General features: G+C 38.6%; 15 protein-coding genes. 2 read left to right on the forward strand and 13 right to left on the reverse strand.

What is annotated here, in order from left to right; genetic code table 11:
- Positions 1 to 47: 47 nt before the first annotated feature.
- From GQF01_RS16655 to GQF01_RS16695, 9 genes are all read right to left on the reverse strand, one after another.
- The gene (locus GQF01_RS16655; RefSeq protein WP_161407860.1) at positions 48 to 1,025 is read right to left on the reverse strand and encodes a glycosyltransferase family 2 protein; all 978 of its coding nucleotides are present in this window, start codon (positions 1,023 to 1,025) and stop codon (positions 48 to 50) included.
- A gap of 15 nt (positions 1,026 to 1,040) precedes the next feature.
- Entirely contained in the window at positions 1,041 to 2,798 is a 1,758-nt protein-coding gene (locus tag GQF01_RS16660) for a hypothetical protein (RefSeq protein ID WP_161407861.1), read from the reverse strand.
- On the reverse strand, positions 2,795 to 3,865 hold the full coding sequence (locus GQF01_RS16665) for an acyltransferase family protein (RefSeq protein ID WP_161407862.1): 1,071 nt from the start codon (positions 3,863 to 3,865) through the stop codon (positions 2,795 to 2,797). Before GQF01_RS16665 ends, GQF01_RS16660 begins: the two co-directional genes overlap by 4 nt.
- A 77-nt stretch (positions 3,866 to 3,942) precedes the next feature.
- On the reverse strand, positions 3,943 to 5,085 hold the full coding sequence (locus tag GQF01_RS16670) for a glycosyltransferase (RefSeq protein ID WP_161407863.1): 1,143 nt from the start codon (positions 5,083 to 5,085) through the stop codon (positions 3,943 to 3,945).
- The gene (locus tag GQF01_RS36855; protein WP_161407864.1) at positions 5,082 to 6,311 is read right to left on the reverse strand and encodes a glycosyltransferase; all 1,230 of its coding nucleotides are present in this window, start codon (positions 6,309 to 6,311) and stop codon (positions 5,082 to 5,084) included. Before GQF01_RS36855 ends, GQF01_RS16670 begins: the two co-directional genes overlap by 4 nt.
- A gap of 15 nt (positions 6,312 to 6,326) precedes the next feature.
- On the reverse strand, positions 6,327 to 9,062 hold the full coding sequence (locus tag GQF01_RS16680) for a glycosyltransferase (protein ID WP_161407865.1): 2,736 nt from the start codon (positions 9,060 to 9,062) through the stop codon (positions 6,327 to 6,329).
- A 47-nt stretch (positions 9,063 to 9,109) separates the two neighbouring features.
- On the reverse strand, positions 9,110 to 10,213 hold the full coding sequence (locus GQF01_RS16685; RefSeq protein WP_161407866.1) for a class I SAM-dependent methyltransferase: 1,104 nt from the start codon (positions 10,211 to 10,213) through the stop codon (positions 9,110 to 9,112).
- Between the two features lie 5 nt (positions 10,214 to 10,218).
- Positions 10,219 to 11,487 carry an ABC transporter ATP-binding protein gene (locus GQF01_RS16690; protein WP_161407867.1) on the reverse strand — a complete coding sequence of 423 codons (1,269 nt, stop codon included), beginning with the start codon at positions 11,485 to 11,487 and terminating at the stop codon, positions 10,219 to 10,221.
- A 19-nt stretch (positions 11,488 to 11,506) separates the two neighbouring features.
- Entirely contained in the window at positions 11,507 to 12,307 is an 801-nt protein-coding gene (locus tag GQF01_RS16695) for an ABC transporter permease (protein ID WP_161407868.1), read from the reverse strand.
- A gap of 128 nt (positions 12,308 to 12,435) precedes the next feature.
- Between GQF01_RS16695 and GQF01_RS16700 the strand changes: the two genes are divergently transcribed.
- Positions 12,436 to 14,952 carry an O-antigen ligase family protein gene (locus GQF01_RS16700; RefSeq protein WP_161407869.1) on the forward strand — a complete coding sequence of 839 codons (2,517 nt, stop codon included), beginning with the start codon at positions 12,436 to 12,438 and terminating at the stop codon, positions 14,950 to 14,952.
- Positions 14,953 to 15,023: 71 nt separating this feature from the next.
- On the opposite strand, the gene GQF01_RS16705 is transcribed toward GQF01_RS16700, so the two are convergent.
- The 3 genes from GQF01_RS16705 to GQF01_RS16715 form a co-directional block, all read right to left on the reverse strand.
- Positions 15,024 to 18,029, reverse strand: a complete 3,006-nt coding sequence (locus GQF01_RS16705) for a DEAD/DEAH box helicase (RefSeq protein ID WP_161407870.1) — start codon at positions 18,027 to 18,029, stop codon at positions 15,024 to 15,026.
- Positions 18,026 to 19,294 carry a hypothetical protein gene (locus GQF01_RS16710; protein ID WP_161407871.1) on the reverse strand — a complete coding sequence of 423 codons (1,269 nt, stop codon included), beginning with the start codon at positions 19,292 to 19,294 and terminating at the stop codon, positions 18,026 to 18,028. Before GQF01_RS16710 ends, GQF01_RS16705 begins: the two co-directional genes overlap by 4 nt.
- Positions 19,295 to 19,406: 112 nt before the next feature.
- Positions 19,407 to 19,595: a hypothetical protein gene (locus tag GQF01_RS16715; RefSeq protein WP_157317857.1), complete on the reverse strand. Its 189-nt coding sequence runs from the start codon at positions 19,593 to 19,595 to the stop codon at positions 19,407 to 19,409.
- A 382-nt stretch (positions 19,596 to 19,977) separates the two neighbouring features.
- Between GQF01_RS16715 and GQF01_RS16720 the strand changes: the two genes are divergently transcribed.
- Positions 19,978 to 24,210, forward strand: a complete 4,233-nt coding sequence (locus GQF01_RS16720; protein ID WP_161407872.1) for a GGDEF domain-containing protein — start codon at positions 19,978 to 19,980, stop codon at positions 24,208 to 24,210.
- A 449-nt stretch (positions 24,211 to 24,659) separates the two neighbouring features.
- Here GQF01_RS16720 and groL read toward each other — a convergent pair whose 3' ends face one another.
- Positions 24,660 to 26,288, reverse strand: coding sequence for a chaperonin GroEL (gene groL, locus GQF01_RS16725; RefSeq protein WP_161407873.1), 1,629 nt, complete (start codon positions 26,286 to 26,288; stop codon positions 24,660 to 24,662).
- Between the last annotated feature and the right edge of the window lie 5 nt (positions 26,289 to 26,293).

Below are 26,293 nucleotides of genomic sequence, written 5' to 3' on the forward strand. Positions count from 1 at the left end.
ATTTGATGTTATTGGAAATGCATAACAAAAAAAGTATTTATCCATTTTTAGACTTTAACATATTTTGACTTGCTATTTTCTCTAATAGATTCTTTATCAAAGTTGTATTCTTCAACAAAATACATAGGTCTTTTTTTAGTCTCATTAAAAATTCTTCCTATATATTCGCCAATAATCCCCAAACTAAGCAGTTGTATTCCACCTAAAAACAAAATTATTATTACTAATGAAGGATATCCAGCTACAGGATCACCATAAATAACTGTTCTGATTAAAAGGAATATCATGTACAACATTGAAAAAATAAATGTACAAATTCCCAAAATAGAAGCTAATCTTAATGGTGCTATTGTAAAAGATGTAATTCCTTCAATTGCCAATTCAAATAATTTTAAATAGTTCCACTTAGTCTCTCCAGCGATTCGAGGATCCCGATCAAATAGTATTTCTTTTTTATTAAGTCCAATCCAACTAAATAAACCTTTAGTATATCTCTGGCTCTCTTTAATCGTTTTTAAAGCTTCTATTGCTCTCTTACTCAACAGACGAAAATCTCCAGTATCTACTTGAATGGGTACCCGTGTACTCTTTTGCAGAACTTTATAGTAAATATACGATGTGTATTTTTTAAAAAAGGTCTCGCCTCTACGGGATCGTCTTTTTGCATAAATATCATCATAACCTTTCTCCCATTCCTCAATCATTTGTTCTATTAATTCAGGAGGATCTTGCAAGTCAGCATCTAAAATTACAAGTGCGTCTCCAGTAGCATGATCAATACCTGCCGCCATTGCTATTTCTTTCCCAAAGTTTCTTGATAAATTAACATAAGAAACCTTCCCATCGTTTCTCGCAAGGCTTTTGATAATATCAAGTGAACTATCTTTGCTACCATCATTAACAAAAAGTAACTCAAATCTATAATTTAATCTGTTTATTACCTTTGTAAGTCGTTCATATAACATTATTAAAGATTCTTCTTCATTATAAACTGGAATCAGCACAGTAATTTTTTTATCTAACATTTTTGGAACTCCCCTTTAATCAACTGTTACTAACTTCTCTTTTGACATTTGGTTACCACTTTTCAATTGAATTTTTATAACACCTTTATTTTCAAACATGCTATTGGGAATTACAGCAGTTGCTACATTGTCATTTGATACTATTGTATCAAGCACAATATCATTAGCTACAATCTTAGTACCAATTGATATATTTAATCCTTTTACAGCAAGTGCTGAATTTCCGCTTTGCTGTTTATTAAAAGCTACTCCCGCAATAATTTTATTAGGATAAGTCTCCTCTATAATCAATTCTTGATTTATCTCTCTTCTTTCTATTTCTGTAACAAAGCCATTATCGTAGTCTAACACTATGTGGCTTTTTTGTTTATCTATATTCGTAGGATTCAATATTGTTTTAATAGTGGAATCATTAAATATAATATTATTCACAAAGCCAGGACCATAATAAAAAACATTATGAGAATCTTTGATGTTTTCAATATATATAGTAGCTCCTTTTTCGGGTTTTTTAATTTGATTTAGTTGAGCAATAGATATTCTATTATTGTCAGAAACACTCATCCAATACTCCCTAAAGCCGGATATTCCTTCTGAAAATGTTAATAAATAGCCACAAGATATTAACACTAAAATGAACGAAATTTTAAGAGATGATAATTTAAGTCTTGATACTATATAATTTAGTAAAATACCAAAAAATATACTCAGAAACATAGAAGGAATGTACAAATAAAGTACATGTTGCATATTTTTCATTGGAAGTACTGGTGCGAATGCAGCAGCAACTGCAAAGCATACTAAAATTAATGTATAATTTTTTTTCTTAATTAAACAATGCAAAGATATAAAAATCAAAAACATATAAACCGCTATAAGAGCTATCACTAATTTGTTGAATTTAGTAAATGTAAAATCCGCAGTGGAATAGTTTAAAAATAGAGTTAAATATTTTAATAAGCTCATAAATATATCAATAGGATTAAAAGAAAGATAATAAGGACTAGTTACATCCTCTGTCATATTATCTGCCGATGGTAAGTGATTCAATAACAAAAAATAACTGATCATAATCAAAAATAACACAATCAACAATTTGTGCTGTTTCATAGATCGAAGCATGACTTTCAAACTTAATTTATGAAGAATAGATAATTTCATGATTTCGTAAATCAACAAAATAATTGGTAATGTTAATGCCATTTCTTTTGTTCTCAGAGCTAAATAATATAATATAACTATAATTATTGTGTGAAACACTCTATATTGAACAATTAAATTTTTTAAAACATAGACATTAAGAACAAGTAAAATAAAAGTTGCACCTAACAAATCAAAGATCGCAGCTTCCCATTGAACTGCCATCAAACTCCTAGGAAAAATCCCAAATATCACAATAATAATTAAGGGAAGAAATATTGCTTTAACATTTAGTGCCTTTAATACATTTTTAATAAATGAAAATAATAACATGGTGTTAATTGTATGCAACAGTAGCAACCAAATATGATGTTTAATGTAATCCATACCAAAACTATCAAATAGTAATTTAATAAAAATTGTGCCTATTGGACGATCATTATATTTTGACTGAGGTATAAAGTTGAAAATATCAGAATAATCACTAAACTTCACGGTGTTAAGCCAACTATAATCATCAAATATAAACCCGTTTCTTACAGATACTATCCAATAATTAGATATAAAAGTTACTATTAAAATTAAAAAAAATATTATTTTTTCCCAATTCATTAATGTATTTTTATTCTTCATTCAATTATCCTCTTCTTATAGTTTGCATTTTTACCAAGAAACAAGAAACTTATTATGTTACTTCTAGCTAAAATTCTTTCTAGCAGCAATATGAATGCAATTGAAGAAATTGTGATAAAGTGCCAAAAATGATTATTAGCTCGAGGTGTTAATTCTTTTAAATATCCCAAATCTAACAGACCAAGTAAAAAGAATATGACGAACGTAATCCTAAATACCATAAAATGAAGAATTAATATTGCTAATGTTCTCCTGCCAATATAAACAAATATATTGCCCAAAAATTCAAATTTCTTAATTGCATTCGAAATTATATAAAGTAAGTAAATACCCGAGATTGAAGTAACGAAATTTACCACAGGTGAACTGAAACTTCTGGTGGGCCAATTCATTTGGGGATGTATAAATTGCCCAAACAAATACATTATTAATAAACTTGCAGGTATAGCAATCTTATGATTAATTTCTTTTTCAAAAATCTCTTTTTCCTTGAAAATAGAACCAAGAGTAAAATAAAAGCTTCCAACTAACATTAAGTCAAACATATAAGGTAGTATTATTCTATTTGAAAATAAAAGATATGCTAAATAATATAGTAATAACATAGTAAATAAGAGTATAGTAAACTTATATTTTATTAACTTAGAAAAATCATAAATTATTTTGGAAAGTATACTTGATAAAAATAAAACTATTAAAAACCATGTAGCGCCTGCAAAATCAACTGTACTGAGATGAAGAATAAATTGTTTAATTGCAGGAAAAAAAGAAATACTATCATTATAAAAAAATGAATCTACCTTAAAATATTTTAGAACCATTCTCACTAGAATAAAGAATATATTGATTGAAATATATGGTACTAATAGACCTTGGACCCTTTTATAAATAAATTTTGTTAATGTATATTTGTCATAGTTTGTTGTATATCCCGAAATAAAAAGAAAAGCTGGCATATGAAACAAATAAATAAATGGGGTCCACGGGGACCATGAGTGCCCTATAACCATACTAATAATTGCTATTCCTTTAAAGATATCTATCCATGCTATTCTTTTAGAATCCATTATCTTTCTCCTGCATCATATTTAAGCAACGTAATTAAATGTTATTCTATTCCTATTAAAACGTATGAAGTAAAAGTTCATCTGCTACAAAATCGATCCGCATTAACTTCTTTTAATGCAGTATTAAATTTATCAAGTACATTACACCAATCATATTTCTCAGCAATAAAATGACTTAACGCATTATTCTTTTCATTATTATACAAAAGTTCAAGACAATCTTTTATGGAACCCACATTGTATGGGTCGCAATAATTCGCATAATCACCGAAATATTCTTTAACTGGCGCGGTATTTGCGACACCAATATTACATCCTAACAACCCAGCTTCCAGAGAAGAAAGACCTGGTGTTTCAATATAACTTGGTTGTATATGACCATGTGCCTTTTTTAATATTTTAGGAATTTCTTGACGTTCTAAGTGGTTAAGAAAAATAATATTAGGTTTAGCAATTTTTTTTATATAACTTTCATATGCTTCATCATGTTTAGCGGCTTTGCCAATAATAATTAAAGGTATGCTTGTTTTATTCGCAGCTTTCACTAGACTTAATTGGTTTTTTCTTGGGCCTATTCCGCCAACACAACAAATAAATCTTTGTGGCAGAAATGAATATTTTTCTTCTTCATCTTGCAAAGAAGATAAAAGTTGGGCAGTTTCGATACCATTTTTAACTACCATTGACTTTTCTTGTAGATTATCAACTGAAAAATTATCTATTAAATGCTCAAGCTCAGCAATAGAATTTGGACATATTAGCGAACACTCGTTTAGTATCTCGTTAATCATGCTATTTTTTTTGTCAAAATTGATTTTTATATCTAATGATTTGATAAGCCAATCATATTTTCTAAGAAAATATCTACTCTTCAAATAAAAAATGAATCTTTTAGGAAATATATTTAGTAATATTTTTCTAAATGAAATTATATCAACCATTTTCAATTTGCTTAAATCCCAAAAAACCGGAAAAAAAATAAATGGAAGATTATTCTGCTTAGCAATTTGAGATTGTAGATAAGCTTCAAATGGTAACGTTAGATTGAATCCTATTGCAATATCATACAATGTAAAATCCATTTCGTAATTTTTAGCTATCACTACTCTATGATTTTTATTTCTTAAAAAATCAGCTATTGCCTTAATCTGAACAGTATCGCCACCTGGATTAATTTCTGAATCTAACCTATCAAAAAGTACAATTCTCTTGTTGCTCAAAGTAACTCCTCCACTCGAGACAACACTTTATTTAACCTTTTTTCCCAAGTATTCTCTTCTGCCTCTTTTATTAGACTCATTCTAAATAGTTCATTATTTTTTAGACTTTCAGCCTCAAGTAGTTTCTCATAGAATTCAATCTTATTATTACTTATTAAAACTGAAGATATTTTACTCACTTCAGGTAAATTTGAACTAACGACAGGCTTACCACCAGCTAAGTATTCAAATATTTTAACTGGAGAAGTATTCAAAGTAATCTCATTGATTTTGAATGGTAATACTGCTATGTCAAAGTAAGAAAGTAGCTGTGGAATATATTCATATGTAACTCTTGATCTGAATAAAACATTCCTGCAATTTCCAGCTAACTCCTGAACATATTTTTCCACATCAGGATAGACTTCACCAACGATTAGAAATGTCCAATCAGGTTTCATTTCAGCAGCATATCTAATTGTAGTAAAGTCAAACCAATTGGCAATTGCTCCATAATAACCGACAATAACTTTAGACTTTTGTCTTAACTCATCCAGATCTTCCCATACAGTTGTTTTAATATGCAAGAAGTCATCAATATTAACTCCATTTGGTACTAACAGAGATTTATAACCTAGTTGAAGTAAGTCTTTTGCAATTCCATTTGCAGTTGCAAGAATATAATCTGATTTCATTAAAGAAATTTCAAAATCGGTTTGGATTTCATTATAATTATCAAATGTATTAATATGATCAATACAATCATATATCTGAATAGAATTCGTATTATAAATATGTTCTTTGATATTGCTCCTCTGATGAGGCCAGTATTGCCAAATTAATATTTTTTCATTTCCTAGGGATTTCTTTAGAAATTCGCCATCAAATCCATCGTTATACAAATATAGGTTTTTCTCTATTTGAAATAATCCCCGAACACCCCAATCTGGGGCTCCTACAAAACTTGTATCAACTAAATAGATTACGGTGTATTCTAAGTTCGCAAATGCTCTCGCTAATTGTTGGGGTCTTTGAAATAAATAACCCCAAGGACATGATGGCGAAGGGAAAATTATTATCGGATTTTTTAATTTCCTTGCCAACATATTCTTCATTTGGGACTCTATCATTTTCTCATTAGGAAAGCGCAGGAGCTTGTTTCGGTAAACCTTAGGTAACCGATGCAACAATTTTCTTATTAAAGTTTTAGGATGGCGTATTAACCTAAATAATTTACCGAACTTCACTACTCTGCACTCCCTTTAATTCAAAATTCCGTTAATATCTTCACTGTTGAACATTGTTACTTGTTTATTGTATGTTTTTAATTTCATATAAGTTTCTGAATTAGAATATGATAATTCATCAAGAATGACACGATGCGCTTTCATTTGATCTAATAAAGTACTGCCACAGTATATAATCGCATCAAAGACAACACTTTCAAAAAAATCAATCCGATTTGTAAAATAAATATTAGGCCCATATTTTCGAATTCCTGAAATATTAGTGTTGTGATAACTAGTAACAAAATTCACTATTAATAGTTCGTCATCGCCACCAAGATGTTTCGTTATTTTTTTCGATCTTTTTTCATCGTTATTCCAAATGCCGTCTCCAACAATAAGTATATTCTTTTTGTTTTGTTCCTTAATGTATTTGCCTATTTCAGAACTATCATGTACACCTGAAAATATGCTGTCGGGGGGGTTAGGAAATGTCCAAGTCTTAGACCACTTTTGTTCAAAATAATTTTTATTAAATTCCCAAATTTCTCTATATTTCTTATCTTCAAGTTTTTTGAAACTCACACTACCATGATGATAAACAAATGCATCCTCTATAATAGCCAATTTATATCCATTATTCCTAACTCTTTCACAATAATCATCATCTTCAAACATCCCAATTTTATAATTACTATCCAAGTCACCAATTTTATTATAAACATCTCTTCTGAATGCCACACAGAAAAAACCTAATAAATTCGTATATCTAATTCTACCTTTGTATTGAGCATAGAATTCAGCTAACCATTCAGGATCCGCACCTGATAAAGAATCACCAACAAAAAAATCTAACATCTGATCATTACCAACAGAATTTGAAACAGGACCGGCTAAACCAATTTCCAAATTCTCTCTTAATGGCTTTATTAATTTTTGGATCCAACCTTGAGTGACGATAGTATCATTATTTAGTAAGATAATAAACTCACCAGTAGAATTCTTACATCCTAGTGCATTTCCTCCTGCAAATCCTAAATTGACTGAAGAATAAAGTACACTGACCCTGGGATCATTTACCCGAGACAATTGAGCCTTGGTTTCATCAGTAGAGGCATTATCAACTATAATCACTTCAAGATTTGGATAATCGTTATTTCCAAGTAAGCTTTGTAAACATTGTTTTGTATACGGCCAATTATTGTACGTAATAATAATAATGCTAACTTTCGGGAAAAACCTTTGATTAATCTCATCTTTGAATACCTCATATCTATTTAACCATGTATTTAAAGATGCAAATGTTTTCCTTTTATCAATCAAAGATTGATCGTTAGTTTTTAGTGAAACTTGTATTAGACTTTCAAATTCCTCATAATTAGATGCAAGACCTACAACATTCGATATCAATTCTAACTCCGGCAATTTAACTGAAACTACAGGCTTTCCGGCAGCAAGATACTCATATATTTTAACGGGGTTTGTAGCAAGAGTAAGATTATTTACAAGGAAAGGGATAATACAAACATCAAAACAATTTAAATATTGAGGTAATTGTGTGTAAGGTTTCTCACCAGTTAAAATTACATTTTTCAAGTTTGAAACCTCAGTAATATCGCACCCAAATGTATCTCCAATTAAAATAAAATTCCAATCAGCATTTCTTTTGGCTAGATATTCTATTAACTTAATATCAAACCAATCAGAAATAGCCCCATAGTATCCAATAATTGGACCTTTTAGTGTGGATAATTCTAGTGGGATCTGTTCAGTCTTAGAAGAAAAGTGTTCATACTCTCCTGCATTTCTAATAAGGATAGTATTACTATTTTTCAATATTGCTTTTTCAAATAGTTTAGATGATGATGTCACTACCATGTCAGATGAACGAATCAAAACTTCTTCTTTTGATAGCATACCTGCTGAGTTAGTAGAAAACCCTTCGTGTTCATCCATGCAGTCATAGATTATTTTATTATTTGTTAAAGTATGCGCTAAATCAGACCAAAATGGCAGATCTAAAATTGAAATAGTATTTGATATCTTAAATTTATTTTTAATATGATCAATTGACCAATTAAGATATTTTAAGTCAATTGGATCACCAATAACATCTCGATAAGCGTTTAGACGATTATTAGAACACAACTTAACTCCCCAAACATTATTGTGTAATTTTTTTATTGAGACCTGTTTTTCTACTTCTTCTCTTGTCAGATTAGGATTATTTAAATCTGCTGTATCAATTGAAAAATAAAACACGCGGTGGCCATTTTCCGCAAATTGAACGGAGATTTGTTGTGGTCTTTGCCATCTAAAGTCCCACTCGATTACTGGAAATCTAAAGACATCAAAATAATAGTAATCAATATTCAACATTTCGTTCTCATAATTGCTAACAGAGGACACTGGGAATAATTGATCTGCTTCATATTCTAGTTCCAAACTATCAATTTTCACTATATCCTTAACATTTTCAAAAGGATTAAACTTGGATAATTCCAAATCTTTAACTATAGGTTTTCCTGATATTTTATTATATATCCATTTAACAAATTTTCTTTTCTCACTCTTTTCACCCTTAATGAACTGTTCATTTAACCTTCTCAAAACACACATTACTTTCCAAGCTTTTGTATTTTGAGCTCGTTCGATATCTCTCGTTAGTTGAATTAAAGAATGAGTGTTTTGTTCATATGCGAGTTGTATCTTGTCAATAATATATTGCTTTGTTTTAAGCTCATTATTTCCCTTATCAACTTGATCAAACATTATTTTTCTTCCTCATTTCCAGATTAATTGTTAAACTTATGCATTTTTTATTTCATCTGTTTTAAGGATTCAATTTCTTTTTTTAAGCTTGCTACACTTTCATCTCTTAGTAATACTTCTTCCTGGAGCTTATTTATCCATTCATCCTTGTTTTGTATTTCTTCCTTTAGAAAAGATACACTATGGTCGCGTTTCTGAACTTCTTCAGTAAGGCTAGCTATCCAATTGTTTTTCTCTTCAATTTCTTTTTGCAGGAAAGTAATACTAATCTCACGTTTCTTCACTTCTTCAGTAAGCTTAGTAATCCATTCGTTTTTCTCTTCAATTTCATTTTTCAAGAAAGTAATACTGATCTCACGCTTCTCCACTTCTTCTTTTGATACATTTATCCATTTAGAGTTTGTATCATTTTCTTGTTTAATATAAGAGATTATTTCATTTCTCTTCTCAATCTCTGCTTTTAGTCTCGCTATAGCATCGGAGTAATAATTCTCAACATTTTTAGATGGTTGATAAATATCTAAATTTAACGAATCGTAAATATCAGAATCTTTATTAGCATAAATCAATAATACCTGCTGACCAGGCCAAAATTCTGCTTCTGTAGGAATCACTTTATGATATAAAAGTTTAAAGTTATTAATTGACAAACCAATATTTGAATAATCAAAAGTGAAAAAGTGTTCGTCAATTCTCACATACTCTTGAAAAGGGATTAATATTATTAGTAATTCTTTCGTCCATTTTGCCAAATAATGCATCCAAGCACTCGGATCTTCATAATGTTCCAAGCAATTTGAAGTGAAAATAATATCATACACTTTATTTTGATCTTCTAGCTTACCATCAATAAAAGAAATATTATTATAGTGGCTTTTTGCTTTTAAAATTGCTTCATGAGCAAAATCTAGACCATATAGTTCTGATGAGGACAATCTATTTGCCAATACGGCTGTTCCATCCCCTTCTGCACATCCCCAATCTAGTACGCTCAAACTGTTTTTTTTAATAACGTTTAAAATTTGAGAGGGAATAAGATCTAAAGCAAGATTCACGAAATATTTTGTTTGACTTCTTCCACCTTTTGAATCCCAATCGTTGACAAATCTCTCATTCCAATAATCTTGAGAGTTCAAATCAATATTTTTCATTTGGATTACTCCCTTAAATACACAATTTTTTGTTCTACTGGTACATTAAACATGCCAAATACTTGTTTCTTAGAAGAACTTTTAAAATATTTTGCACCTTCAATGTAATCATAATATTCGGGAATCGTATTACCTCTATTTTCTACAGCCACATTAATCACATATTCGCCATTTGTAAGATAATTCTCAAAAACAAATATTGTTTCTATATAACATTTATTTTTTGTGATAACTATATCATTTTCATATGTTGTAGAAACAATTAAATCAATACCTAGAGTATTTTTTATAGAAAAAGCTATGCTCAGATTCTTTAATTCTACACCATCTGGAACATATGTGATTACTTTTAATGAAATCTTTTCATTTAAGGTAAAAAAACTCGTAGGCTCATTTTTGCTATTAAAAAGTTCGACGTAATTTATTAAATTTGGATACTCTCCCCATCTACTTATTGGTTCAAATATAGTTTTAGGAATTTGTAAGATATCCGTCGAATTACTAGAGCCTTCATTTTCTTTAGTGACTGAATGATCCATGTTGATAAATTTGGTATACTCTGCAGTTACCTCCACAGTATCTCCGATCATTCTTACTTTACCAGTATCTAGCCAAATTGCTTTTGTACAAAAGTTTCTTATTAGGGTTATATCATGGCTAACAAATAATATAGTCACGCCATTTTGCCTAAGTTCGTTAAATTTATTGAAACATTTAGTTTGGAATTTAATATCACCTACAGCCAATGCCTCATCTACGATTAGAATATCTGGATCAACATTAATCGATAAAGCAAATGCAAGCCTTGCAAACATACCACTTGAGTAAAGTTTAACTGGCTGATTTATAAAATCTCCAATGTCTGCAAAGCTTAGGATTCCCTCAAGGCGTTGATCAATTTCTTTTTTATTCAATCCCTGGATTGTTCCATTCATATATATATTTTCAATGCCTGTATATTCCATATTAAAGCCTGCTCCAAGCTCTAGAATTGAGGAGATTTTCCCATTAACTTTACAATTTCCTGATGTTGCAGATAGAACGCCTGTAATAATTTTAAGTAAGGTAGACTTACCAGAACCATTTTTGCCCAACAACCCTACCGTCTCGCCTTTTTGAACGGAAAAACTAACATTATCTAAAGCAGTGAAAAGGTTGTGATACCTTTTTCCCGAGAAACTAAGAGATTCCTGTAAGCGGTCAATAGGTTTATTATATAATTTATAATTTTTAGTTACGTTAATCACTTTTATACTTTCTTCATTTTCATTCATATATATTTTTTATCTCCTTTTACAGTACATCCGCAAAATGTGATCTTAATTTTGAAAACAATATAATTCCAGCGCTAAGAAATACTAATACTACAACCCAAAAATATAATGTTAGAACTGGATGCTCCCAAAAATAAACATGGGTAAGAAAGGTTTCGCGATAACCATTGGCTATATAATACATAGGATTAAGCTTTAACAGGAATTGATACTGCTCAGGAATTTGTTGCATTGACCAAAAGATTGGGGTTAACCAAAAACCAAATTGTAACAACATACTAATAATTTGTCCTATATCTTTAATAAATACTATTAATGATGAAGAAATCAATCCAATACCAAGTACTAGTAAAAACAGAGCAATAAAGTAATAAAAGATCTGTAGGTATGCTAAATTAAAGCTAAAACCATAAATAAATAGCATGGCTAGTAAAACTATTATAAAAAACAGATGAATATAAGCAGCAGATATTACCTTAACAAGAGGGAGAATCCTTACATTAAAGACTATTTTTTTTACAAGATAACTACTCTCCACTATAGAATTTGTAGAATTAAAAACACTATCCGTAAAATATATCCATGGTATCATTCCAGATAAAAGCCAAATGACAAATGGAACATCACTTACAGAAGTAGATTTAAATCCAACTTGAAAAACAAACCAGTAAATTAATATCATTATGAAAGGTTGAATAAAAGCCCATATAATTCCCAAATATGATCCAGTAAATTTATTTTGAAAATCTTTTTTTGATAAATCCCAAACTAGTAATCTATTATTAAAAAGATCTTTGAAAAAAAACAAGATTTCTTTCATTAAATCACCCAAACCTTATTTTATTAAAATTCATTGTAAATTAAAAAGTGCATACGATTTACATTTGGAAACCCTCTTCCAGTATGCTAAAATAAAGTCGAACTTTAGCGAAGAAGGAGACTGTCTTAATGAGTGCCAGTAAGAATGCCTACGCGGCGTCGCGTGCAAAAGCGGGTGGAACGATAACAACAGAGAAAAGCTCTGTTATTTTTTGGATTTTGGTTGCATTTACGGGCTTATTCATGTTCTGGGCGCCGTTTCAGCGGGCGTTGTTCAATGGAGGAACGTATGATTTCGAGCGCTCGATCTACTCGGCTTCGGTATGGTCCTCTATCATCATGCTGCTGATTGCAATCCTTGCTTTTTTTGTCTTCAAGCTTAAGGAACACAAAGATGTAATGACGATTCTAGTATTCATTATGCCTCTTACTTATGTCATTTCTTTGTCGAACTCGGCCTCGCACTATTTGGCAACGAATATGGTCTACATCCAAATGCTGTATGCAACTTTCTTCATTTTAGGTGTATTTCTGACAAAAAACAAGCTTGGTACGTCGATTGTTGCTACTTTACTTATGATCTCAGGATATTTCATCGTTCTCTTCGGACTTTTGTACTGGTTGGGCAATGGAAGCTTTGCTGGACGCCTAGTTGGATGGTTCGCCTTGATGGATGTAGCCACACCAAATATGTATCGTGATGCGATCATGACAGACTCGAATGGTCTGCGTTTAACTTCCGTTTTCCAATACGCGAATACCTATGCGGCCTTCTTAATTACCTTATCGCTCGGAGCGTTGTTCTTCCTTGTGAAATCTCGCAAGTGGCAAACAATTCTACCGCATGCGTTCTTGTTGGTACCAATCCTTGTTTCATTCTGGCTGACGCTGTCTCGCGGTGCGATCGTAGTTATTCCAGTCGTTTTCTTGATTATGCTTTTCTTCTTTTCAATCAGCAGACAGATTCTAGCACTCCTTCAGTTTGGACTAGCTTTCCTAACGTCTATCCTAATTCTACAAAAAGTAACGGATATCGGAATCGGGTTACAGAAACAGCCTAGTGCTTCAGAATCATGGCACGGTTGGTCAATTCTGCTCATTGCTTCTGTAGTTTTCACTGTGCTAGCTATCGTTATTCAGCTCTTCGTAGCTCCATGGTTAGAGCGAGTCACAGCCCGATTTGATACTAAGAAATATGCTACTTTCATTCTACCTATAGCGGCTATCCTTATTGGTGTTCTAGGAGCCATCCTAATCCTAAACGACACTGGATTCAAAAACATTCTTCCTGACAATGTAAAAACGCGGGTCGAGAATATTAACTTCCAACAACACAGTGTTCTAGAGCGTGGAACGTTCTACAAAGACGCTGTTAAACTTTGGACCGATTATCCGATTATTGGTGCCGGTGGTGGTGCATGGGCTTCTTTATATGAGAAATATCAAAACAATCCATACACAAGCCGACAGGCTCATAACTTCGCCCTTCAATACTTGGTCGAGACGGGAGCACTTGGGTTCCTTGCCTTTGTAGGCTTCGTAATTGCTGTTATGGTGTTCTATATACGAAGCTACATCAGAAGTTCTCAGGAGAAACGAGATCTGCACTTCCTATTTTTCATTGTAACGATTTCTCTCTTGGTTCACAGTATGATTGACTTCGATTTGAGTTATGTGTACTTAGGCGCCATTCTATTTCTTGCTCTTGGCGGGCTGCTTAGTAACAGTTCTTCAGCACCGCTTCGTTTTAAAACGGATTCTGCTGTGATTCACAAATCATTCCCGGCGCTGCTGGCAATTTTGTCGATTGTGATGTTTTATATTTCTGTTCAACTCGTCTCAGCGAACGGTTCTTATAGACAAACGCTTGAGGTTATCAAAACAAGTCAAGATTATGGTCAAATTATTAAGCCGTTGGACAAAGCGATCTCTCTACATCCTGCTCATCCAGATTATTTATTAACAGGCCAAGTCAGCAGAATCGGCATTCTGCTTCAGGTCTATAATCAGATGCAGAAAGAAGATCCGAAAAAAGCAGAACCTTTTTTCACTCAAGCTCAAGATCTACTAAATCAATTATTGAAAAAAGAGCCGCATAACCGCATTGTGGCCATGCAGCAGCTTAATATGCTTCTGCTTAAAGGGAAACACGAAGATGCGCTAAACTGGTCTAATTCTCAAATTCCAAACTACCCTTGGTACACGGAAATGTATGAAAAAAGTATTTCTTTGAATATTGACCTTGCGAATCAAGCTAATACAAAGAATAACACGCAAGAGTACAATAAAAGACTGGATGATGCTCTTGCAACCTACAAAGAAGTTCTTGCTCGTGTTGACTCCCTGAAGAACTTGCCTAAGGAGCAAGCACAGGGCCGTGAATTTGCGGTTACACCAAATATGGCTTTGAATGTCGGGCAAATCGGCTACATGCGTGGAGATTATGCTGGTTCTGCTGCAACGATTCAACCCTATATCACGGACAAGCTAGATGATCAAACGAATCGTGTTCTGATCAGATGGTACTTGGCAGCCTTACAGAAACAAGGCAAGAATGATCAAGCTCTACAGGATAAATTAATTGCAAAAGATCCTGCTGAGCAGCAATACATTGCAGCAATTATTGGTACAAACTTTCCAAAATAGCAAAAAAGAAGAGGCTGTCTCAAAAGGTCTAACTAGACCTGAGAGATAGCCTCTTCTTTTGTGTATCATTTTTATTTCTCCACCCACTCCCGCCGGAGCGCAAACAACTCCCGCAGCTCACTCGTCGACATCTCGGTGACCCAGTTCTCACCGGAGCCGACAATTTGTTCGCTGAGGCCTTTTTTGCGTTCAATCATCTCATCGATACGCTCTTCGAGCGTACCCAACGTGATGAACTTGTGCACCTGCACATCGCGGCTCTGCCCGATGCGGAAGGCCCGGTCCGTGGCCTGGTTTTCCACGGCGGGGTTCCACCAGCGGTCGTAGTGGAAAACATGGTTGGCCGCGGTGAGGTTTAAACCAGTTCCTCCTGCTTTCAGCGAGAGGATGAAGATCCTGCAGCGCTCCGCCTCCGGGAGCGCGTCGTCCTGGAAGCGCGCGATCATCTCATCGCGCTTCGCCTTAGCCACAGCCCCGTGCAAAAACAGCACGGGTTCCCCCCGCTCCTGCGCGATAACGCGCTGCAGGAGGTGGCCCATCTCGACGAACTGAGTGAAGATGAGGCAGCCGCCTCCTTCGCTTCTTAGTTCGTCGATCATTTCAAGCAGGCGCTCCAGCTTCGCTGAGCGCACCGCCCTAGCGGAGGCTGCCCCAGCCCCCGCGCGATCTCCTTCCTTCAGGAACAAGGAAGGATGATCACAAATCTGCTTCAATTTCATCAAGGAAGCCAGAATCAGCCCTTTCTTTTCCATAACGGAGAGACTATCGATTCTTTCCATCAAAGTCTGCACGACGTTCTCGTAGAGTGCCCCCTGCTCCGTTGTCAAAGCTACATAAGCTTTGGACTCCACTTTTTCAGGCAGACTCAACTGAATCGCCGGATCCTTTTTGACCCGCCTCAGCAAGAATGGGCGGATCAATCGCTGAACGCGTGAAGTCAGTCCCGGAGCGCCGTCGGTGCTTTTTTCAATAGGTCCCACGTAATGATGAGTGAAATGGCGCAGCGTACCGAGATACCCTGGATTAATAAAGTCAAAAATCGACCAAAGCTCGGTCAACCGATTCTCCATAGGCGTACCCGTCAAGGCGATACGGTGGTGCGCATTCAGTCCGCGAATGGCTTGGGATTGTTTCGTATAAGCGTTTTTGATATTTTGGGCCTCGTCCAAGCAAAGCGTGTTCCAGGTCAAGCTCGATAATTCTTCCTCATCCAGCAGGGCAATGTTGTATGAGGTTATTACAAGGTCTGCGCCTGCCACAGAAGCTTCGAACGCATCCCCCTTGGTACGCTGTGCACCGTAATGGAGATGTATGTTAAGAGATGGCCCGAAGCGTTCAAGCTCTTTTTGCCAGTTGCCAAGCACCGAGGTTGGGCAAACAAGCAGCGAAGGAACTCTGCTCACACTAGATTTCAACTCTGCTTGGACTTGAGCTGTTGATTGCTCAGCATTCTTGGCAGCAGCTTTCACCGCCAGCAAATAAGCTATAAACTGCACCGTCTTCCCAAGTCCCATATCATCCGCCAGGCAACCACCTAGGCCAATCTCTCGTAGAAAAAGGAGCCACGACACCCCTTCCGCCTGATAAGGCCTTAGATCAGCTTCCAATCCATCAACCTGAACCAACGGCAGCGATTCTCGTTGATTGAGCTTCCTTAGCAAGGTCCTGAGCGAACCGTTTAGTTCAAGGTGGACCTTAAACTCTTCCTTCCGCTCATCGGTGGAAGAAACGATAGATGCCTGCTCCGATGAGTCCTCCGAAAACTGCATCTCCAGAACATCACGGAAGGAGAATCCCTTCCTCTTCTCCCTCTGCCGCATCGCGGCTTTCATCTGCTCTATGTCTGCAGGATTCAGCTGCACCCATCTGCCGCGAATATAGATCAGCCTTTTCTTCTGCTCGGTAATCTCAAGAAATTCTTCCTCAGATAGATCGACACCGCCCATTGCAACTCGCCAGTCATATTGGATAATGTGATCCATGCCAAACATCGGTTTACGCGAAGTTCCCACGGAGCTCCGCACCTTCGCTCGCAGCTGGGGCCGTGTACGGCTGAGCTCTCCCCACCACGAAGGCAGGAAAACGGAGATGCCAGCAGCCGCGAGCAGCAAGCTCGATTCCGTTAGAAACTCCCAGGCCTGGTCGTCCGATAACTGCTCTACGATTTTCCCCTGCTGAAACTCACTTTCAAGCTGTGGCAAAATACGCAGCATCCGATTCGTTTGATTCTGGATGCTAGCATCAATTCCATCCTGCCACGCCTCAGGAACTTTCCCCACCAGACTATTCCCTGTCGTACTGAATTCCACGAAATGATTGGCATCCTTACGATCCTGTGCGATAAATCTTAGGCGCCAGTCAGCTCCGTTATCTTTGGCCGTCGTCGTCCCGTCCACATAGGTTTCCGCATATGGCTCCACGAGCTGCACGCATATGCGGTAGGGTGTGCCTTCCTGCTTCCAGCCAATCGCCAGCAGCCAATCATCCTCCTGCATCCAGCTCACTTCGGCTGTTGGCCCTTCTTGCAGAAGAGCATTTCCCTCCGATAGGCGGTTCCACGCCTTAGCCATCTCCGATTCAGGCGCTTCTTTCACCATTTCCAAAGCTGCGCTATGAAACCAATCAAGCCAGAAGTCCTCTCCTTGCTGGCCACTGTATAGCTGTTCAAGCTCTCCCAGTCTCGTACCTGGCAGCTGCGGCTTCCACCCCATGCCGCCTTGGAGCCAATGCCTGAAAGAAGGCATGTACCAGCCGGCTTCCAGCGCCTCTTTAAACAGTGCAGCTCCTTTTTTCATCGCAAGCACATCTGTATCCCAGGATAATTTCCCATGCAATAAAGTGCGTGGTGCAGCCAAATAATTCAAGGCCATATAAGGTGTCACAACCAAGCACTCACCGTACCCGGTTCGAATGCTTTCGAGCTGTGTGCCATAAAAGGACCCTTCATGCCAAGCAAATAGCAGCTTTCGCAGCGCATAGCCTGGTACTTCATTGGCCTGTTCTGTCTCTCCATAGAAGGCGAAGCTCCCTGTGGGGAGCTTTTGCACTCGAATATGTATCTGTGACAAGCTGATCATAACAGTAGCTTTCCTTTCCGTAATTCCTCTTGAAATGCGCGGTACCGTGCATACTGTTTGATAAGCTGCACCAAATACACCTCAAATCTAGACGTTTGTTTCAGCTTTTTATAGGCAGCCGCCAGCTTTTTGAGGAGTTTGACTGCTTGTTTATACGATTCACGATTTTTAGCTTGAAGGATTTCTTCAATCGCATAATGATATAGCGGCAGCAGTGCGCGAACATCGGCTTTCTCAACCATTTTCAGCTCATTAGAATCGATATGAAGGGGAGATATGCTTAACAATAACATCAAATCCGCCCATACTTGATACTCCTCTTTCTCCAGCAAGAAACGAGAATAGTTGAGATAACTGCCCGGAAGAAGTTCCACCATGGCTTTCCTGTATTCTTCTTCAAGGCCAGGACTACTCGCTGCCGCCTCTTCCCACAAATCAAAATACTCGACTGCATGATAGATTACTTCCTTGCGGATCGCAGGACCAAGCCATCTGAGCCATTTCAACAATCGATCCCACTGCTCGTCCTTCTCAAAAGATCTCAGATACCCAAACCAATCTCCTGGATCAATTACATCAAGTCCAGTTAGGACGCGATCCCAAGCATTTTCGTCCTCACCAGACAAAATGTCAAAATGAGCTAACACCATAACAGCCGCTTCATGTTCAGTTTTACTTCTCCCTCTATCGCCTGCAATCTTCCTTAATCTTATAAGCTCGTCCGCTACTAATTGTTTATCATACAACAAACCTGACCACAGCAGTTTACTGATCTCAAACCATTTACCTCTGGAATCCCCTGCTACCTCCTTAGAAACCTGTACGGCCACGTATGCCGCGATCTCCTTCAAATGCTCTGGGTACTTCCTCTGTGCATGTTCGATATCAATGTTACGTATAACGGTTGTCAGCTGTTCGTGGCTGTGCTTCGTAATTTTGGAGAAAAAGTAACCAGCATTATAAAAGAAGTCATACATACCTGACTTCGCATCAACCAAAGCATCGCACAGCTGAGTTAGGTACAGGACAACTTGGATATCATAGATCCCCCTAATCGTCAGCTCCCAATCGTCAGCAAACTGATTAAGTTGTCGCCATGCCCGCATATATAATTCCTCAACGCTAAAAGCGTTGTATACTTTTGCATTCGCATATTGCTTATCAAAATAGATGATCCATTCCGCGCACGTTCCTGTCTCCTTTGGAGTGCTAGCTGGTCCGCGCGCCGTCAGATCGAATTGTGGTTTAGCATCTAATTCATGCATGCCTGAACCTCCCTCACTCAAAAAAGCTATCTATTCATTATACAGGAAAAGGCGTCCATCGATAAAAAAACCCTAGCTGGAATCTTCGCAGATTCTCACTAGGGTGCCACCATTATTTGTCGCGCAGCATGCCTTGGTGCGGATGAGGGTGAGTACCGCAATACTCATCTGTCTCTTCATACGTACACACATGCTCATACACAGGTACACAATGATGTCTATTTACGATTTGGATAGGGTGAATAACTTGAACTTTTTGCGGGTGATAGAAATCCCTTACGATTCTTTCTGGACTTGTCATTATAGGGTCAGCTGGGGGACACTGAAATTGTTTTCCTTGGCTAGTTTGATTCGGTTGATACGCCATTGATTAAGTCAACTCCTCTTTAGGTTTGAGATAGTATACGTCTATGCCTAGTCCAAGGAATGTACCAATGCCTAGTTTCTCAATAATTAGGCTCTTTATTTACTGGTCAAGCAGGTAGATGTCCAAGCAGAGTGAAAAATGACAGGCTCCCTTACTTTTTCACCTAAAAGTCAGCGATACTTCACTGCAAATTTTCAGCAATTCTTCTCCCATTTCGACTTTATTTTTGTTACAATTGAGAGATCAGTCCTAATTGATCGAAATATCCGACCCCCTACATGCAGAAACCCTATACTTTAGAAGGAGAGGGAGTAAGATGAATACTACAACCCAAAGCAATTTCTCAGAAACTCGACATCTAACTTACTCTCACACTTTTGATTTTTCAGAAATGCATTTCAATCATAAGCTATGGTCTTACTTCCCTTATAAACAAATTGAGAACCGTCTGATCTCTTGGTCGGAAGCAGCTCAAGGCGACTATTTCCGTCAACCAACAAGTTGGGAGCTCCTAGACGGAGATCTGATTGTACAGCTTCCATCTTTACCAGATGGTTTTGTCCCCTTTTCTCAATTGCAGAATGAGCAACTAACCGATGAATCTAAAACGAAGCTTCTCATCCCCTTATGTAAAGCGCTTTCAATATTACACAATAAACAGTTTTATATGGGCTTTTTGTCGCCAGACATGCTATTTTTTCATCCCAAAACACTAGCTATTCTTATTGATGTCCAACCATTCCCCTCCGCCATTGAGTTTATCAATCACTTGCTGACCGACTATCCATACAGCTTATTTCCGCGCTATGCGCGAAGATTTCTTTTATCGCGAGTTGCCGATTTTGAATCTATTCACCTCTTGATGGAGTCGATGTACAACGGCCTTGTACCTGCTGCTTTGCAATCTCTCTCTGATCGGCTCCATGCTAAGCTTGAAACCTTTCTATTTGCTGACGAGATTGCCACAGTCCTACTTGACTATATGCATCTGCCAGCGGAACCACAGCCTGCTACGAATACCCAAATAAGCTCAAAATTGCTGCACCCGGCCGCTTCCCCTATTTCGCATGAACAGCAGGAGCGGTTCCGTGATTTTTTGAAATCGAATGAGGATCGACTGTTAGGTCTCATCTGCGAAGATGAGGCTATTCGTTTCGATTTATACGCGCAGCACATTAATGAGGTCATTGAAAAAGGGTATTACTTCAAAATCGTCTCGCAAGAACTGCCCTATTCCACACTGCGTGAAGTAGTCTCAAGAACGCTGCACAGAGCTTACGACATTCTGCCAGAGTCCATTACCATGCTGCGGAACCTTGCCCGGAAATTTGATCAACTGCTCAAGAAACATTACGAAGGCGACGACATCCTGTATCTGCTGACAGAGTGGCTCCATCAATTTCTCATGTCGGTTATTCCACTGTTTCCCATTCAGAACTTTGTGTTTACCTTTGAAAACTGCGAGCATTTTGATGAAGATTCCCAGCTCATTCTTCTCAATTTCTGGAGGGAACATGGCCATGAGATGAAGTGCCTGAATTTCATTTTCAGCGGAAGCCGTGTCCCTACTCAATTCGCAGAGGTACCTTTCCAAGTACTTAACATTCATCACTCGGACCCTGCCATTTATGAACAGTTGCTGGCTTCACAATTTGGACGAGCAGACGAAGCTTTAGTCAATCAGTTAAAAAACTGGCTGCACGAACATCAAATTAGCGCAAGCCACTGCCGCATTATTTTGGAGGAACTCACCCAGACCCACAGTATTCAAGTCACCTGTAACGGTTGGGAGCAAACAGCCAGATTTCAACTAGATCATGAGCACTTAAATCCCCTTCGCTTGATTGCGAAACGTATCGCCCTGCTGGATAAGAAGGACCTAGAGCTTATGAGGTTGTTGTGCTGCCTGCCTATGCCCGTCCATGCAATATCTCTATTTACCGCAAATCGTCTGGATACAGGCAATATTCTGCTTTCAGTGACTAGACTTGCCGAGTTTGGCCTTATGCATGTCAGCCGCAATGACAGTCTCTTTATTTCCAATGATATTAGCGGGCTGGTCCTGCAGCAGCTATCTGAGGACCAACTTGCGTCCTATTACCAAACAGCACTGAAATATCTGTACAGATACCGCCCATTTGCATTGCCTCAGCTAATCACGCTGTCATGTCAAGCAGGGGCATACAAGGTTGAATACTATTTGCTTTTAAAATATTACAGACAGATTCGCACACTGCTCTCCTACAGCCAAAAGGCCGAAATATTAGAGCGCATCAAATATTTATACGAGAAACTGGGGAGGCCCTACCTCATTTTCCTGGATCGGCTGCTTAGCCGCATGTACAATTTGCTGAACCAGTTCGCGCTATCTGAACAATTGGCTTTAACCATCTATGAACGAACAGGAACCATTTCAGATCGCTTTGGTTGGCTGTCTATACGAATCATTCAAAATAATATAGACGTTTATCAGCTGCGCGAGGAGCTCTTCCCTTTTATTTATGATGAGAAGCAGCCGCTTACGGATCGGGTACGCGCAGCATTTCTGCTTAATACGAGCAATCTTTGTTTTCCACTGCAGGATGAAGAAATGCATACCTTGCATAACTTCTATAGCGAAGTTGTTTATCCGAATCGCCATATGCTTGCGTTGCGCCATTTTGCAGAAATCACGAATTACTATACGATTAATATGTTAATCCATTTTCCAGAAGCAGAAGAATGGGCGCTGTCGATTGCAGCGAAGCTTGAACCGCTCCTCGATTCCTCACCGCATACCGATCTGATGCTGCGCCTTTATGACGTGTATTCGTATCAAAGCAACAATAAGATCATCAATACGTATGTCTATCGTGGAATTGAAGGCGCCAAACGTTCCGGATACACCATTAAAGAGCAAGTTGGCCATCTGAATGCGATGGAACTTTCCTTGAATCAAGGCGATATCGCCAGTTATTTGTACCATAAAGAACGCGTTCTGCAAGTCGACAAGCTGCGCCGCAAGGATTTGGCGGAGAGCTATTTGACCAATCAGCTCTTATTCGCTCTGGAGTGGGAGGATTGGGCGTTATTCCAGCAGTTAGAGACCAGCCTAATTGAGCAGCAAATTACCGATTGGGGCCAGTCTTTATTGGCCGTTTATCAGGGCTATGCTGCCTTTCGCCAGCATCAACCTATTCAAATTCCCTACACGCTTGAGAATGAAAACCATGTTGTTTTCCTAGAGGCACTACGCCAAACAAGATTGGGTAACACCCTATGTGCATGTCAGCTCTTTGAGCAATTTATTTCAAAAAATAATGCTGGCCTTTACGCTGGCTGGGCTTATCGGGAACTTCTGACTCTTCTACTCAAGCTGCATTCGGAGAGAGTAACCCAGTGGTTCGACCAATTTGAAGCTTACTTGAAAAGATACGCTTATGACGTCTTTTGGCCAGATTATTACAGACTTTCTGCGGAGAGGTCTATGGCCGAGGGCGATATCCAACAGGCTATGCTGTATTTGCGCCGGGCGTTAAACGGCTATCATATGATTCAAAAGGAAACCTGGCATCCCTATCTGACAGCCTCCATGGAAGAGGCGATTGCACCTGCGTATGCGCCAGCGGTTCCCGCAATTTTGCAGGATGAGTATGTCCAGAAAATGATGGCCGACCGCGAACAATGGCTGCTTCTTTCCTTAGATTTACAAATTATCATCGAGCTGAGCGAGCAAGTGACTGAAACGCTGGATCTGTCCACGACCATGCAGAGACTGACCAAGGCCTTGTTCGACTACTTTCCGGTCATTCAACTTTCAATTAATTACAAGCTGCTGCATTATAAGCAAAAGGTTTTCGTCACCGCCTCGGGATTGCGTGATCATGACGAATTGATTGCCTACCAGACGCGAAGAGAAGATCACTGCGTGCTCGTCTTCACCTTATTCCAGCGTGGCGATCAGGCGATCACCTTGCAGGTTCATGTCGATGGCATGACCAAAACCAAGCAGCAGCACATGGAACACTTCCTGTCCTTCATCAAACCGCATATCATCAACGTCCTTCTGCATCGCGAAATGGTCATTGATAATCTAACTGGCTTCTACCTGCGGGGTTATTTCATGGAGAAGCTGAGAGAAGAATTCGAGCTTGCCAGCCGCTATCACCTGGACCTCTCCGTCATCATGATCGATGTCGATAATTTCCGGAGAGTCAACGAATTCGGACATCCCGAAGGGGACAGAGTGCTGCGGGAAATCGCTGATATTTTCCGGTTCAATTTGAGGAAGAGCGACATTGCGGGCCGATATGGCGGCGAGGAGCTTATTCTTATTTTACCGAAAACGGACGGCAAAGAAGCCCTTAAGATTGCCCATCAGCTACGGGGCGAGATAGAGAGAGAGTTCGCCTACGGGCGCCCTTATACGATCACCGTCAGTGTGGGGGTCTCCTCCTTGGAGCTGTGCCAGCCTAGCTCCATTGAGCAGCTTATTGAGCAGGCGGATACTGCTGAGATTACGGCGAAGCGGACGGGGAAGAACAAGGTGATTGCGGCTTGGGAGTTGTGAGCGGGTGGTGCGGGTATTGTAGTGCAGAGATTGCAGTGCAGGGATTGCAGTGCAGGGATTGCAGTGCAGGGATTGCAGTGCAGAGATTGCAGTGCAGAGACTGCAGCACCATGTGGTGCAACGCGATGCTGGATAGAACGGTTTGGCCCGACGAGCCTAACGGACTGAGATGCCGCTATTCGCCACTTTTAGGCTCAATTTAGCATGTAACGGACTCAACAGCCGCTATTGGACTTGCGATGCCCATTTATGCTCCAATCATAAGCGAATAACGTCTCTCCTGTCTTTTAACTCCTGAAAAGCAGCCGAAAAGCAAAAATTGCGGCCAATGTGTCCGTTAAAAAATGATCGGCACTACAAATGAGTGTCGATCATAAAAAAAAGAGGCTCCTCAGATGAATCTGAGGAGCCTCTTCGAGCTAGCTTTGATGCAAAGGCTTGTCAGCCAATTACATCATGCCGCCCATTCCACCCATGCCGCCCATATCAGGCATGCCTGGTTTGTCTTTTTCTGGTTTATCAGCGATAACCGCTTCTGTTGTCAAGAACATAGCTGCTACGGAAGCTGCGTTTTGAAGAGCGGAACGCGTTACTTTCGCAGGGTCAACGATACCAGCTTCGAACATGTTTACCCATTGTCCAGTTGCTGCGTTGTAGCCGATGCCTACTTTTTCGTTTTTCAAGCGCTCAACGATAACGGAGCCTTCTTGACCAGCGTTAGCTGCGATTGTGCGAACTGGCTCTTCTAGGGAGCGCAGGATGATGTTAACACCTGTTTGCTCGTCACCAGTTGCTACTACTTTAGCTACTGCGTTGTATACGTTCACGAGAGCTGTACCACCACCGGAAACGATACCTTCTTCAACAGCTGCACGAGTCGCGTTCAAAGCATCTTCAATGCGAAGTTTGCGCTCTTTCAGTTCTGTTTCAGTCGCTGCGCCAACTTTGATTACCGCTACACCGCCGGAAAGTTTAGCCAAACGCTCTTGCAGTTTTTCTTTATCGAAATCGGAAGTTGTTTCTTCCAATTGTGAGCGAATTTGAGTTACACGTGCAGCGATGTCTTTGCTGTCGCCAGCACCGTCAACGATGATTGTGTTCTCTTTCGTTACACGGATTTGACGCGCGCTACCCAATTGCTCAGGACGCGTGGATTTCAGATCCAAACCAAGTTCTTCTGTAATCACTTGTCCACCAGTCAAAGCAGCGATATCGCCAAGCATAGCTTTACGACGGTCACCGAAACCAGGAGCTTTAACAGCTACGCAAGTGAATGTTCCACGAAGTCTGTTCACAACAAGCGTTGCTTGTGCTTCACCTTCAACATCTTCAGCGATGATCAGAAGTTGTTTACCGGATTGAACAACTTTTTCAAGAACAGGCAAGATTTCTTGGATGTTCGAGATTTTTTTGTCAGTGATCAGGATGTATGGGTTGTCAAGGACAGCTTCCATTTTATCCGTGTCAGTGATCATGTAAGGGGACGTGTAACCACGGTCGAATTGCATACCTTCTACAACTTCAAGCTCAGTCAAGAAACCTTTGGATTCTTCAACTGTGATAACGCCGTCTTTACCTACTTTTTCCATAGCTTCAGCGATAAGTTCGCCTACTTCTTCGTCAGCAGCAGAGATTGCCGCAACTTGTGCGATGGATTGTTTGCCTTCAATAGGCTTAGCGATGTTTTGAAGCTCTTCCACAGCTGCTTTAACAGCTTTCTCGATACCTTTGCGGATAACCATTGGGTTAGCGCCTGCAGTAACGTTTTTCAGACCTTCACGGATCATAGCTTGTGCAAGAACTGTAGCTGTTGTTGTACCGTCACCGGCAACATCATTTGTTTTGGTAGCAACTTCTTTAACAAGTTGAGCTCCCATGTTTTCGAAAGCATCTTCAAGCTCGATTTCTTTCGCGATAGTTACACCGTCATTTGTGATGAGCGGGCTACCGAATTTTTTCTCAAGTACAACGTTACGGCCTTTTGGACCTAGAGTTACTTTTACAGCGTTAGCCAAAGCATCTACCCCACGAAGCATCGCGCGGCGTGCGTCTTCACTGAACTTAATATCTTTTGCCATGAATA

Source organism: Paenibacillus silvestris (genome assembly GCF_009882985.1).
GTDB classification, from domain to species: Bacteria; Bacillota; Bacilli; order Paenibacillales; family NBRC-103111; genus Paenibacillus_E; species Paenibacillus_E silvestris.

Bases quoted from the DNA above. Each gene is read 5' to 3' on its own strand.
- GQF01_RS16720 (WP_161407872.1), top strand. From the start codon at position 19,978: ATGAATACTACAACCCAAAGCAATTTCTCAGAAACTCGACATCTAACT.
- GQF01_RS16665 (WP_161407862.1), bottom strand. From the start codon at position 3,865: ATGGATTCTAAAAGAATAGCATGGATAGATATCTTTAAAGGAATAGCA.
- GQF01_RS16660 (WP_161407861.1), bottom strand. From the start codon at position 2,798: ATGAAGAATAAAAATACATTAATGAATTGGGAAAAAATAATATTTTTT.
- GQF01_RS16680 (WP_161407865.1), bottom strand. From the start codon at position 9,062: ATGTTTGATCAAGTTGATAAGGGAAATAATGAGCTTAAAACAAAGCAA.
- GQF01_RS16695 (WP_161407868.1), bottom strand. From the start codon at position 12,307: ATGAAAGAAATCTTGTTTTTTTTCAAAGATCTTTTTAATAATAGATTA.
- GQF01_RS16715 (WP_157317857.1), bottom strand. From the start codon at position 19,595: ATGACAAGTCCAGAAAGAATCGTAAGGGATTTCTATCACCCGCAAAAA.
- groL (WP_161407873.1), bottom strand. From the start codon at position 26,288: ATGGCAAAAGATATTAAGTTCAGTGAAGACGCACGCCGCGCGATGCTT.
- GQF01_RS16700 (WP_161407869.1), top strand. From the start codon at position 12,436: ATGAGTGCCAGTAAGAATGCCTACGCGGCGTCGCGTGCAAAAGCGGGT.
- GQF01_RS16690 (WP_161407867.1), bottom strand. From the start codon at position 11,487: ATGAATGAAAATGAAGAAAGTATAAAAGTGATTAACGTAACTAAAAAT.
- GQF01_RS16710 (WP_161407871.1), bottom strand. From the start codon at position 19,294: ATGCATGAATTAGATGCTAAACCACAATTCGATCTGACGGCGCGCGGA.
- GQF01_RS16655 (WP_161407860.1), bottom strand. From the start codon at position 1,025: ATGTTAGATAAAAAAATTACTGTGCTGATTCCAGTTTATAATGAAGAA.
- GQF01_RS16705 (WP_161407870.1), bottom strand. From the start codon at position 18,029: ATGATCAGCTTGTCACAGATACATATTCGAGTGCAAAAGCTCCCCACA.
- GQF01_RS16685 (WP_161407866.1), bottom strand. From the start codon at position 10,213: ATGAAAAATATTGATTTGAACTCTCAAGATTATTGGAATGAGAGATTT.